Source organism: Mycobacterium shottsii (assembly GCF_010728525.1).
Lineage (GTDB): Bacteria > Actinomycetota > Actinomycetes > Mycobacteriales > Mycobacteriaceae > Mycobacterium > Mycobacterium marinum.
Genome location: NZ_AP022572.1, coordinates 5,069,397 through 5,081,893, shown reverse-complemented (window position 1 = coordinate 5,081,893; position 12,497 = coordinate 5,069,397). Strand labels below are relative to the sequence as shown.

General features: G+C 65.7%; 12 protein-coding genes. 11 read left to right on the top strand and 1 reads right to left on the bottom strand.

What is annotated here, in order from left to right; translation table 11 throughout:
- The first annotated feature begins 22 nt into the window (after nt 1-22).
- The 7 genes from G6N41_RS23595 (at nt 23) to G6N41_RS23565 (ending at nt 7,380) form a co-directional block, all read left to right on the top strand.
- Nucleotides 23-997, top strand: a complete 975-nt coding sequence (locus G6N41_RS23595; RefSeq protein WP_198965821.1) for a bifunctional riboflavin kinase/FAD synthetase — start codon at nt 23-25, stop codon at nt 995-997.
- Nucleotides 998-1,122: 125 nt separating this feature from the next.
- On the top strand, nt 1,123-1,392 hold the full coding sequence (gene rpsO, locus G6N41_RS23590; protein WP_198965820.1) for a 30S ribosomal protein S15: 270 nt from the start codon (nt 1,123-1,125) through the stop codon (nt 1,390-1,392).
- Nucleotides 1,393-1,403: 11 nt separating this feature from the next.
- A complete protein-coding gene (gene lppU, locus G6N41_RS23585; RefSeq protein WP_198965819.1) occupies nt 1,404-1,937 on the top strand; it encodes an LppU family putative lipoprotein in 534 nt (177 codons plus the stop codon).
- 34 nt (nt 1,938-1,971) lie between these two features.
- Nucleotides 1,972-2,388, top strand: a complete 417-nt coding sequence (locus G6N41_RS23580; protein WP_198965818.1) for an SMI1/KNR4 family protein — start codon at nt 1,972-1,974, stop codon at nt 2,386-2,388.
- A gap of 370 nt (nt 2,389-2,758) precedes the next feature.
- The gene (locus G6N41_RS23575) at nt 2,759-5,047 is read left to right on the top strand and encodes a polyribonucleotide nucleotidyltransferase (protein WP_198965817.1); all 2,289 of its coding nucleotides are present in this window, start codon (nt 2,759-2,761) and stop codon (nt 5,045-5,047) included.
- Nucleotides 5,025-6,341 carry a M16 family metallopeptidase gene (locus G6N41_RS23570; protein ID WP_012393718.1) on the top strand — a complete coding sequence of 439 codons (1,317 nt, stop codon included), beginning with the start codon at nt 5,025-5,027 and terminating at the stop codon, nt 6,339-6,341. The genes G6N41_RS23575 and G6N41_RS23570 overlap by 23 nt, the downstream gene beginning before the upstream one ends.
- A gap of 4 nt (nt 6,342-6,345) precedes the next feature.
- Entirely contained in the window at nt 6,346-7,380 is a 1,035-nt protein-coding gene (locus G6N41_RS23565) for a nitronate monooxygenase (RefSeq protein WP_198965816.1), read from the top strand.
- A 75-nt stretch (nt 7,381-7,455) separates the two neighbouring features.
- Here G6N41_RS23565 and ald read toward each other — a convergent pair whose 3' ends face one another.
- Nucleotides 7,456-8,571: an alanine dehydrogenase gene (ald, locus tag G6N41_RS23560; RefSeq protein WP_198965815.1), complete on the bottom strand. Its 1,116-nt coding sequence runs from the start codon at nt 8,569-8,571 to the stop codon at nt 7,456-7,458.
- A gap of 117 nt (nt 8,572-8,688) precedes the next feature.
- On the opposite strand from ald, the gene aldR reads away from it, so the two are divergent.
- The 4 genes from aldR to G6N41_RS23540 all read left to right on the top strand — a co-directional run bounded on the left by aldR (nt 8,689) and on the right by G6N41_RS23540 (nt 12,488).
- The gene (aldR, locus tag G6N41_RS23555; RefSeq protein ID WP_198965814.1) at nt 8,689-9,204 is read left to right on the top strand and encodes an HTH-type transcriptional regulator AldR; all 516 of its coding nucleotides are present in this window, start codon (nt 8,689-8,691) and stop codon (nt 9,202-9,204) included.
- 28 nt (nt 9,205-9,232) lie between these two features.
- Entirely contained in the window at nt 9,233-9,697 is a 465-nt protein-coding gene (locus tag G6N41_RS23550) for an SRPBCC family protein (RefSeq protein ID WP_198965813.1), read from the top strand.
- Nucleotides 9,698-9,801: 104 nt separating this feature from the next.
- Nucleotides 9,802-10,719 (top strand): metal-dependent hydrolase, encoded by a 918-nt coding sequence (locus G6N41_RS23545; RefSeq protein ID WP_198965812.1) that lies wholly within the window; start codon nt 9,802-9,804, stop codon nt 10,717-10,719.
- 5 nt (nt 10,720-10,724) lie between these two features.
- Entirely contained in the window at nt 10,725-12,488 is a 1,764-nt protein-coding gene (locus G6N41_RS23540; protein ID WP_198965811.1) for an SDR family oxidoreductase, read from the top strand.
- Nucleotides 12,489-12,497: the final 9 nt, after the last annotated feature.

Genomic DNA, 12,497 nt, shown 5'->3' with positions numbered 1-12,497 from the left:
ATCGCGCCGTAGGCTTGCGGTTGTGCAGCGGTGGCGTGGCCAGGACGAGATCCCCACGGACTGGGGCAGATGCGTGCTCACCGTCGGGGTATTCGACGGTGTGCACCGCGGGCATGCCGAGTTGATCGCGCACGCCGTGAAGGCCGGTAGGGCGCGCGGCGTGCCGACCGTGATGATGACCTTCGATCCACACCCGATGGAAGTGGTCTACCCCGGCAGCCACCCGGCGCAGCTGACGACGCTGACCCGTCGCGCTGAGTTGGTCGAAGAGCTGGGCATCGACGTGTTCCTGGTGATGCCGTTCACCACCGATTTTATGAAGCTCACACCGGATCGCTTCATCCACGAACTGCTGGTCGAGCGCCTGCGCGTGGTCGAGGTCGTGGTCGGTGAGAACTTCACCTTCGGCAAGAAGGCGGCCGGCAGCGTCGACACCCTGCGCCACGCCGGCGAGCGATTCGGGTTCGCCGTGGAGGCCATGTCGCTGGTGTCCGAGCACCACAGCAACGAGACCGTGACGTTCTCGTCCACCTACATCCGGTCGTGTGTGGACGCCGGTGATGTCATGGCGGCCACCGAAGCCCTGGGCCGCCCGCATCGCGTCGAGGGCGTCGTGGTCCGCGGCTACGGGCGTGGCGCCGAACTGGGGTTCCCCACCGCTAACGTTGCGCCCCCGATGTATTCGGCCATACCGGCCGACGGGGTCTACGCCGCCTGGTTCACCGTCCTGGGACACGGCCCGGTGACCGGCGCGGTCATACCGGGGGAGCGTTACCAGGCGGCCGTCTCGGTCGGGACCAACCCGACTTTCTCCGGACGCACCCGCACGGTCGAGGCGTTTGTCCTGGACACCGCCGCGGACCTCTACGGTCAGCACGTGGCGCTGGACTTCGTTGCCCGCATCCGAGGCCAGAAGAAATTCGCTTCCGTGCCCGAACTGGTCGCCGAGATCGGGGCGGATACCGAACGGACCCGGGTCCTGCTGTCGACCGGCTGACCCGCGGCGTTTGTGTCTGTCGGCCACACCGCTGCTAGACTGCCCGACGACATCGGCGCGTGCTGCGGTTCGCGGTGGCCGCGCCGGCTAATCCCTGATCGCGGACCAATTGATGGAGATGTTTCGTGGCGCTGACTGCCGAGCAGAAAAAGGAAATTCTGAATTCCTACGGTCTTCATGAGACCGACACCGGATCCCCGGAGACGCAGATTGCGCTGCTGACCAAGCGGATCTCTGACCTCACCGAGCACCTCAAGGTGCACAAGCACGACCACCACTCGCGGCGTGGACTGCTGCTCCTGGTGGGGCGCCGGCGCCGGCTGATCAAGTACATCTCCCAGATCGATGTGCAGCGCTATCGCTCGCTCATTGAGCGGCTGGGCCTGCGTCGCTGACCCCCGGCGCGATGCGCGCCTTGTTCTTGGCCGTGCTGATGGCTCTGGCGGTGCCGGCATCCGGCGTCTTGGTGGGTTGCTCGTCAACCACCAAGACCGCTGACCTGGCGGTGGGTGACTGCCTCAAACTTGCCGGACCGCCGGACCGGCCGCAGGCCACCAAGGCCGCGTGCGGCAGCGAGGACTCCAACTTCAAGGTCGTTGCCGTCGCCAAGGATGGGACCGACCGCACGGAGTGCCCGGCCGACGTGGATTCGTCGTACTCCAGCCGCAACGTGCTGGGCGGCGCAAACAGCACCCTGTGCCTGGACGTCGACTGGGTGCTGGGCAGTTGTATGAGTGTCGACCCGGACCACAAGACCGACCCGTTTCGAGTGGGCTGCAACGACGCGTCGGCGCCGCACCGGCAACGGGCTACCCAGATTCTCCAAGATGTCGCATCCCCGGTCACCGTGGATCAGTGCGCCAGCGGTGTGGGCTACACCTACACCGAACGGCGGTTCGTTGTCTGTGTGGAGGACGTCGGCGGCAGTTCCCAGACGTAGTGGGTGAGTTTGATCGTTCCATCAGGAGAAGTCGATGCCCTTCCCGGTCGCTGAGAAGTACATCCTCGACACCGAGGAGAAGCTCGGAGTTACCTTCCCCGCGGCGTTCCGGGCGAAGGTGATGGCCGATAACGGTGGAGCTGTCGAGACGTCCTCGGACGTCTGGGACTTGCACCCCTTCTTCGACACGAGCGACTTCTTCGACACGAGCGACAAACAGCGGCTGAAGCGGACCTGCAATGACATTGTCCGCGAGACGGCAAGCTCCAAGGAATGGTTCGGCTTTCCGATCAACGCCGTCGCCATTGGGGCCAACGGTTGCGGCGACCGGCTCGTCTTGTTGCCTGGTGTGAATGGTTCGGCATTGCGCGACGAGGTGTTCTGCTGGGACCACGAGTTGGGCGAGCTCGAGAAGGTCGCCGACGATTTCGCGGAACTGGAATTGGCTTAGACCCGGAGCCCTTGATAATCATCGACAGGTTCCCATCATGGCCGGGCATCGTGGCGAATTGGCCGGTGTACAGTGAGGAAGTTCTGGGCCCATTCGGCCCAGGCACTGTGGTGCGGTTCACGCAGATCCGCGTGCGCCGTTCCAGCGAGTCGCTACGTATGTCCGAGGGAGCAGCCCTGCCTGTATCGGGCGGTCTTCGGTAGTGGCTGCCGGGCACCCCGGATCTGGGGAAAGTCCGGCCGCTTCGATCGACGGCCGTAGCCGCATCCAGGCCGGCCCATCTGGGTCCGCGAGGAGTCCTGCAAACTCATCGGGTTACGTGTGACGCCGCGAAACAGCTGAATAACCCAGAGAGGGCCGCACGGACGTTATGTCTGTAGCTGAAACTGAAGAAGGCGTGTTCGAAGCAACCGCCACCATCGACAACGGGAGCTTCGGCACCCGCTCCATCCGTTTCGAGACTGGCCGATTGGCCCAGCAGGCCGCCGGCTCGGTGGTCGCATACCTCGACGACGAGAACATGTTGCTGTCGGCGACCACCGCCAGCAAGAACCCCAAAGAGCATTTCGACTTCTTTCCGCTGACCGTCGATGTCGAAGAGCGGATGTATGCCGCCGGCCGCATCCCCGGTTCGTTCTTCCGTCGTGAGGGCCGCCCCTCCACCGACGCGATCCTGACCTGCCGGCTCATCGACCGCCCGCTGCGGCCGTCGTTCGTCAACGGACTGCGCAACGAGATCCAGGTCGTGGTGACGATTCTGAGCCTGGACCCCAACGACCTCTACGACGTGGTGGCGATCAACGCCGCGTCGGCCTCCACCCAACTGGCCGGGCTGCCGTTCTCTGGTCCCGTCGGGGGCGTGCGGGTGGCCCTCATCGACGGCCAGTGGGTCGCATTCCCCAACGTGGAGCAGCTCGAGCGCGCCGTGTTCGACATGGTGGTTGCCGGCCGGATTGTCGGCACCGAGGAAGACGGCACGCCCGACGTCGCGATCATGATGGTCGAGGCCGAGGCCACCGACAAGGTCATCGAGCTGGTTGAGGGTGGCGCCCCGGCGCCGACCGAGAGCGTGGTCGCGCAGGGTCTGGAAGCGGCCAAGCCGTTCATCGCGGCGCTGTGCACCGCGCAGCAGGAGCTGGCCGACGCATCTGGGGCCACCGCCAAGACCGGTGCCGAATATCCGGTGTTCCCCGAATACGGCGACGACGTCTACTACGCGGTGTCCTCGGTGGCTACCGATGGACTGGCCGCGGCGTTGACCATCGGTGGTAAGGCCGAACGAAACCAGCGCACCGAGGAAATCAAGGCCGAGGTGCTCGAACGGCTGGCCGACACCTACGAGGGCCGGGAAAAAGAGATCGGCGCCGCGTTCCGCTCGCTGACCAAGAAGCTGGTACGGCAGCGCATCGTCACCGATCACTTCCGCATCGACGGCCGCGGCATCACCGACATCCGCGCATTGTCGGCCGAAGTCGCCCTGGTTCCGCGGGCCCACGGCAGCGCGCTGTTCGAGCGCGGTGAGACCCAGATTCTCGGCGTGACCACGCTGGACATGGTCAAGATGGCGCAGCAGATCGACTCGCTGGGGCCGGAGACCACCAAGCGGTACATGCACCACTACAACTTCCCGCCGTTCTCCACTGGTGAGACCGGCCGGGTCGGTTCGCCCAAGCGACGGGAGATCGGGCACGGTGCGCTGGCGGAGCGGGCGCTGATGCCGGTGCTGCCCAGCGTTGAGGAATTCCCGTACGCCATTCGCCAGGTATCCGAAGCGCTGGGTTCCAACGGCTCGACCTCGATGGGGTCGGTGTGCGCTTCGACGCTGGCGCTGCTCAACGCCGGTGTGCCGTTGAAGGCGCCGGTGGCCGGTATCGCCATGGGCCTGGTGTCCGACGATGTCGAGGTGGACGGCAAGACCGAGCGCCGTTTCGTCACCTTGACCGACATCCTGGGCGCCGAAGACGCGTTCGGTGACATGGACTTCAAGGTCGCCGGAACCAAGGACTTCGTCACGGCACTGCAGCTGGACACCAAGCTCGACGGGATCCCGTCGCAGGTTCTGGCCGGTGCGCTGGCCCAGGCGAAGGATGCGCGCCTGACCATCCTCGAGGTCATGGCCGAGGCCATTGACACGCCCGACGAGATGAGCCCGTACGCGCCTCGGGTGACCACCATCAAGGTTCCGGTGGACAAGATCGGTGAGGTGATCGGGCCCAAGGGCAAGGTCATCAACTCGATCACCGAGGAGACCGGCGCGCAAATCTCCATCGAGGACGATGGCACCGTGTTCGTCGGCGCCACCGACGGGCCGTCGGCTCAGGCTGCCATCGACAAGATCAACGCCATCGCCAACCCGCAACTGCCCACCGTTGGTGAGCGGTTCCTGGGCACGGTGGTCAAGACGACCGACTTCGGTGCGTTTGTGTCGCTGCTGCCCGGTCGCGATGGCCTGGTGCACATCTCCAAGCTGGGCAAGGGCAAGCGCATCGCCAAGGTCGAGGACGTCGTCACTGTCGGCGACAAGATGCGGGTGGAGATCGCCGACATCGACAAGCGCGGCAAGATCTCGCTGGTGTTGGTGGCCGAGGACGACGATTCAGCCGCTGCGGCGGCCGCCGATTCCCCGGCGCCGGCCGATGCCGCCACGGCAAGCAGCTGACCCTGCGGCCGTCCCGGCACTGCGCCGCACCACACTGCCGGGCGGTCTGCGGGTCGTCACCGAATACCTGCCTGCGGTGCGCTCCGCGTCGGTCGGGGTCTGGGTAGGGGTCGGGTCGCGGGACGAGGGCACGACGGTGGCCGGTGCCGCGCACTTCCTCGAGCACCTGCTCTTCAAGTCGACCCCGACCCGCACCGCGGTGGACATCGCTCAGGCGATGGACGCCGTCGGCGGGGAGCTCAACGCGTTCACCGCCAAGGAGCACACCTGCTACTACGCGCATGTGCTCGACAACGACCTAGAGCTGGCCGTGGAACTGGTGGCCGACGTGGTGCTCAACGGACGCTGCGCCGCCGACGATGTCGAGCTGGAACGTGACGTCGTTCTCGAGGAGATCGCGATGCGCGACGATGACCCCGAGGACGCACTGGCGGACATGTTCTTGACGGCCATGTACGGTGACCATCCGGTCGGCCGGCCGGTGATTGGCAGTACACAATCCGTCTCGGCGATGACGCGAGCCCAGCTGCACTCGTTTCACATGCGCCGCTACACACCGGATCGGATGGTCGTCGCGGTAGCCGGCAATGTCGACCACAACCAGGTGGTCGGGTTGGTGCGCGAGCACTTCGGGCCACGCTTGGTCCGCGGCCGCCGGCCCGTCGCCCCGCGCAAGGGCACGGGCCGGGTCAACGGCACCCCGCAGCTGGTGCTGGCGGACCGGGAAGCCGAACAGACCCACGTGTCGTTGGGAGTCCGCACGCCCGGACGTGGCTGGGAGCACCGCTGGGCTTTGTCGGTGCTACATACCGCGCTGGGCGGCGGATTGAGCTCGCGGCTGTTCCAGGAGATCCGCGAGTCCCGCGGTCTTGCCTATTCGGTCTATTCGGCGCTGGACATCTTCGCTGACAGTGGAGCGCTGTCGGTGTATGCCGCCTGTCTTCCGGAACGTTTCGCCGAAGTGATGCGCGTGACCAGAGAGGTGCTGGAGGCGGTGGCACGCGACGGCATCACCGAGTCCGAATGCCGTATCGCCAAGGGCTCGCTGCGTGGCGGGCTGGTGCTGGGGCTGGAGGATTCCAGCTCGCGAATGAGCCGTATCGGCCGCAGCGAATTGAATTACGGTAAGCACCGCACTATCGAGCACACTTTGCAGCAAATCGATCGGGTCACGGTCGACGAGGTCAACGCACTGGCCCGCCGGCTGCTGGTGAAACGATATGGCGCCGCGGTTCTCGGCCCGTATACCTCGAAACGACAGCTGCCGCAACAACTTCGAGCGATGGTAAATTAGGTCGATGGTACTGGGTTTCTGGGACATCGCGGTACCCATCGTGGGTGCTCCGATGGCGGGCGGCCCAGGAACCCCGGCCTTGGCCGCGGCCGTGTCGAACGCGGGCGGGCTGGGCTTCGTCGCTGGCGGGTATCGGACCGCCGACCAGTTCGCCGATGACATCTCCGCTGCGCGGGCCGCCACCACCGGCCCGATCGGAGCCAATATCTTTGTGCCCCAGCCCAGCGTCGCCGACTGGTTGCAGCTGGAGTACTACGCAGAAGAACTCGCGGAGGTCGCCGAGTACTACCACGTCGAGGTGGGACAACCCATTCACGGCGATGACGACGAGTGGGAACGCAAGCTCGAAGCCGTGGCCGACATTCGTCCGGAGCTGGTGTCGTTCACCTTCGGTGCGCCGCCGCCCGATGTGGTCCGTCAGCTCAGTGCGCTGGGGTTGTTGGTTTCGGTCACGGTGACGTCGGCTTATGAGGCCGGGGTGGCCATCGTGGCCGGCGCTGACAACCTGGTGGTTCAGGGCCCCGGCGCGGGCGGGCATCGCGGTACGTTCGCGCCGGATACGGAGCCGGGCGAGGAGTCCCTGCACCAACTACTCGATCACATCGGCCATACCCACGATGTGCCGCTGATCGCGGCGGGCGGTCTTGGTACCGCCGACGAAGTCGCAGCCGTGCTGCGCAGGGGAGCGGTTGCTGCACAGGTGGGGACGGCGCTGTTGCTTGCTGATGAAGCGGGTACCAGCTCGGTGCACCGAGTTGCCCTGAAGAACCCGGAGTTCGACTCCACGCTAGTCACCCGTGCTTTCTCCGGCCGCTATGCACGAGGGCTGGCGAACAACTTCACTCGACTGCTTGACCGGGTCGCGCCGCTTGGCTATCCGGAGGTCAATCAGATGACCAAGCCCATCCGGGCGGCGGCGATCGAGGCGGACGACCCCCACGGAACAAACCTGTGGGCAGGGACGGCCTACCGGGCGGCCCAGGCGGGACCGGCGGCCGACATCGTTGCGGCCCTGGCGCCGGACGTGTGGTCGCTGTAGGTCCGGCCCAACGGCCCCGACGCGACACTGGCCACCTGCATGGTGGGCAGGTGGCCAGGGTCGGTTGTGATTCGGTTAGCCGAGCACGCTCGCCGGGTCGGTGAATGGCAGGTCGAGGTCGGCGGCCACGTGATCTGCCAGCAGCGCGCCTTCGTGAGTCGAAAGGCCTTTAGCCAGTGCGGAATCCGAGAGGCAGGCCGCTTGCCAACCCAGGTCGGCGAGCTTGAGCACGTAGGGCATGGTCGCGTTGGTTAGCGCGTAGGTCGACGTGCGGGGCGCGGCGCCGGGTATGTTCGCGACGCAGTAGAACACCGTGTCGTGGACGGTGAACGTCGGCGACGTGTGCGTGGTCGGCCGGGAGTCCTCGAAGCAGCCGCCCTGGTCGATGGAGATGTCCACCAGCACGGCGCCCTTCTTCATCCGCGCTACCAGCGAGTTCGGAATCAACTTGGGTGCCTTGGCGCCGGGCACCAGCACGGCCCCGATCAGCAGGTCGGCGTTGACTGCCGCATCCTCGAGGTCGAGGGTCGACGAGTAGCGGGTCCGGACACGACCGCCGAACTCCGCGTCGATCTGGCGGAGCTTGTTGATGTTGACATCCAGCACGGTGACCATCGCGCCCGTGCCGTTGGCGACGCGGGCGGCGTTGTAGCCGGCCGTGCCCGCGCCGATCACCACGACGTCGGCCGGCTTGACGCCGGGGACGCCGCCCATCAGCACGCCGCGACCGCCGTGGGTGCGCATCAGGTGGTAGGCGCCAGCCTGGGCGGACAGGCGCCCGGCGACCTCGCTCATGGGGGCCAGCAGCGGCAATGCGCCGTCGGCGGTCTGCACCGTCTCGTAGGCGATGGAGGTGGTGCCGGACTGCAGCAGGGCATCGGTGCAGGCGCGCGAGGCGGCCAGGTGCAGGTAGGTGAACAGGGTCTGGCCCCGGCGCAGCCGGCCGTACTCGGACTCGATCGGCTCCTTGACCTTGAGCAGCAGGTCCGCATCCGCCCACACCTGGTCGGCGGTGCTGATCAGCTGGGCACCGGCGGCCTTGAAGTCGGAGTCGGAGATGGCGGAGCCTTCTCCGGCACCGGCCTGGATCAGCACCTCGTGGCCGCGCTTGGTCAAGGCGGCGACGCCGGCCGGGGTGATCGCAACCCGGAATTCGTTGTCTTTGGTTTCGGTTGGAATACCGACTCGCATATTCGCTCCTGCCGATTTGGTGGGGGTTTGACGGGCTTGTGTGACGCGGTTCCATAAGTGTGAAAAAACTTCGGAAGTTATGCAATTACACTGATGATAATTCTGTAATGTGGATGCATGTCTGATGACCTAACGGGATCTAGCGGCCGAGGGGGAGACTCGCCGAAGGATGTTCGGCCCGCTGCTCTTGACGACATGGACCGCAAGATCCTGCTGCTGCTGCATGGCGATGCCAGGATCACCAACAATGCCCTGGCCCAGGCGGTCGGGATCGCGCCTTCGACATGCCACGGCCGGGTTCGCCGACTGGTCGATCTCGGCGTGATCCGCGGGTTTTACACCGATATCGACCCCGTGGCGGTGGGCCAACCGCTGCAGGCGATGATCTCGGTCAGCCTGCAGGCCAACGCCCGTGGCAAGATCCGCAGCTTCATTCAGCAGATCCGCCGCAAGCGACAGGTGATGGATGTCTACTTCCTGGCCGGTGCCGAAGACTTTCTGTTGAATGTCGCCGCTCGGGACACCGATGACCTGCGCTCATTTGTGGTGGAGAACCTCAACGCGGACATCAACGTCGCGGGCACCCAAACGTCGCTGATCTTCGAACATCTACGCGGGGCCGCGCCCCTTTAGGCCGGTCCGCCCTGGTTATGATCACCCAATGACCAAGCCTTCTGTGGCGGCCACTGTCGAGATCGATGCCACCCCCGAGCGGGTGTACGGACTGATCAGCGACCTGAGGACACTGGCGTCGCTGGCCGAGGAGGCGGTGGCGATGGAACTGCAGAAGGGCGATGGAGTCGGTAAGGGGGCCGTGTTCGTCGGCCACAACCGAAACGGTGGCCGGCGCTGGAAGACGACCTGCACGGTGACCGACGCGGAACCGGGCCGGATCTTCGCGTTCGATGTCCACTCCATCTTCATTCCGGTGTCGCGGTGGCAGTACGACATCGTCGGTGCCGATGGCGGTTGCCGGGTCACCGAGAGCACCTGGGACCGGCGGCCCGGGTGGTTCCGCAAGGTGGCCGGCCTGGCGACCGGGGTCAAGGATCGGGCCGCAACAAACGCCGAGCACATCGCGACCACGCTGCAGCGCCTGAAGCAACGTGCTGAGGCTGGCGACTGAGTTCTTCACCATCGGGGGATTGCATCACTATACTTGCGAGCACGAGTTGTCTATTGAGGCGACATTTGAGGCGTTAATGTAAACGTCCAAGGCAAGGGGGCCTTATGTTCACCGTCGATAACCGCGCAGTGGGGCCGCACTCTGGAGAATCGGGTGCGGCAGACCACGAGCGTCTCGTTCTGGAGGCTCGCGATGTCGAGTTCGACTGGGCGAACCTGCCGTTTCATTACGTGCCCAACGAGCCGCTGCCGACCCATGTGCTCAACGTGCTGCACCTGCTGCTGCCCGCCGGCGAGGAATTCTTTGTCGAGGTGTTCAAGAAGACGTTGCCATTGATCAAGGATGATCAGCTGCGGCTGGATGTGCAGGGGTTCATCGGCCAGGAGGCGATGCACTCCCAGGCACACTCCGGTGTGCTGGCCCACTTCGAGGCCCAGGGCGTGGACGTGACGCCTTATACCGACCAGATCAGGTGGCTGTTCGGGAAGCTGCTGGCGGAGAAGCCGGGACGCAATCCGCGACAACGGCACCGCTGGCTGCTGGAGCAGGTCTCCTTCATCGCGGCAATCGAGCACTACACCGCCGTATTGGGGGAGTGGATTCTGAACTCGCCGCAACTCGACGTGGTCGGCACCGACCCGGTGATGCTGGACATGCTCCGGTGGCACGGCGCAGAAGAGGTCGAGCACAAGGCGGTGGCGTTCGACACCATGAAGCACCTGCGCGCGGGGTATTGGCGGCAAGTGCGTGCGCAGCTGGCCGTGACGCCGGTGATGCTGTCGCTGTGGATTCGCGGGGTCCGGTTCATGTATACGGTGGATCCGCTGCTGGCGCCGGGCACCAAACCACGGTGGCGGGACTACGTCAGGTCCGCGCGTCGCGGTCTGACGCCCGGCCCGTGGCGACTTATCCGGGTGGTAGGCGACTACTACAAGCCGGGCTTTCACCCCTCGCAGTTGGGTGGACTCGAGCGGGCCGTCGACTACCTGGCCGTCTCTCCCGCCGCCCGGGCGTCGCACTGAGGTCAATGAACACCGCTTCGCGAACGGGAATCACCGCATCCGACGGCGCCACCCTGGCCGTGTATCACTACACGCCGTTAGATCCGCAGCGCCCGACCATTTTGGCCATTCACGGCTGGCCCGATAACCACCACCTGTGGGATCCGGTGGCCGAGCTGCTCGGCGATCGCTACAACGTGGTTGCCTATGACGTGCGCGGCTCCGGCGAACCATCCTGTCCTGCCAGTCGTTCCGGATACCGGCTGGAACAGCTGGTTTCTGACACCGGCGCGGTGATCGACAGCCTGGGCGTCGATCGGGTGCACCTGCTGGCACACGATTGGGGCTCGATTCAGGGCTGGGCTGCGGTGACCGCCGACTCGGTCATGGAAAAGGTTGCCTCATTTACCTCTATCTCGGGCCCGCACCTGCAGTACGCGGGTGCGTTCCTGCGCTCGGGGCGCACCCCCCCCCGCTCGGTGGCCCAGGTTGCCAGGCAGCTTGCCAGTTCGGGATACATCGGGTTCTTCTTGTGCCCGGTAGTGCCGGAACTCTTCTTCCGTTCCGGCATCGGGGTGAAACTCGTTGGGGTGTTTGAGCGTATCGGTCAATCGAGCACCCGCAGTCAGCGTGGTCAGACGCCGCGCTCGATCGGGGACTATGTGAACGCGCTCAACCTCTATCGGGCCAACATGCCCGCCGGATTTGTCACCGATGGGTCGTCACTCCCGCAGACCAGCGTGCCGGTTCAGGTGCTGGTGCCCAGGAAAGACATGTTCGTGACACCGGCTCTGCAACGTTTCACCGGCGCGATTCCGGGCGGCGGCAGGGTGGTCCCGATCGAGGGCGGGCACTGGGTGGTGACCTCGCGTCCGGACGTGGTCGCACGGCTGACCGCCGACTGGGTGGACCGGGTCGTTGCGGGTACGGGCGACGCCGCGGCGACCGTGGTGCGCGCGGGTCCGGGTGAGGTGCGCGGTCAGCTCGCTTTGGTCACCGGGGCGGGTGCGGGCATCGGCCGGGCCACCGCGGTGGAGCTGGCGCGCCAGGGCGCCCGCATGGTGATAATCGCCGACCGTGACCTTGCCGCGGCCAACGAGAGCGCAGCACAGGTGCGCGCCGCGGGCGCGGCGGCGGCCGTGTACCGGGTCGATGTCAGCGACGAAACGGTGATGAACGACCTTGCCGCGCAAGTCCTTGACGAACATGGTGTCGTCGACATCCTGGTGAACAACGCCGGAATCGGGATGGCGGGCAGGTTTTTGGAGACGACCCCGCAGCACTGGGACGCGATCCTGGGGATCAATGTCGGTGGCGTCATCAGCGGGAGCCGAGCATTCGGCGCCCAGATGGTGGAGCGCGGTCAGGGCGGAACGATCATCAACATCGCGTCGGCCGCCGCGTATCTCCCGTCGAAATCGATGGTCGCCTACAGCACCACGAAGGCCGCCGTGCTGGGGTTCAGCGAAGCGTTGCGCGCCGACCTAGCCGACGAAGGCATCAGCGTCACAGCGGTGTGCCCGGGCTTCGTCAACACCAACATCGCCAAGAGCACTGTCTACGCCGGGATGTCGACCGAGCAACAAGAGCGCGCCCGGCAGAAGGCGGACGCGGCCTATCGGCGTCGTAATTTCACCCCGGAAGCGACCGCAAAGGCGATCGTGAAGGCCATCAGGTCCGGGCCGGCCGTGTTGCCGGTGGCCGCGGAATCCAAGGTGGGCTACGCGATGCGGCGCATCAGCCCGTCGATGATTCGGATGTTCGCACGCTTGGACATCCGGCAGCGGTAGAAAGTTGGG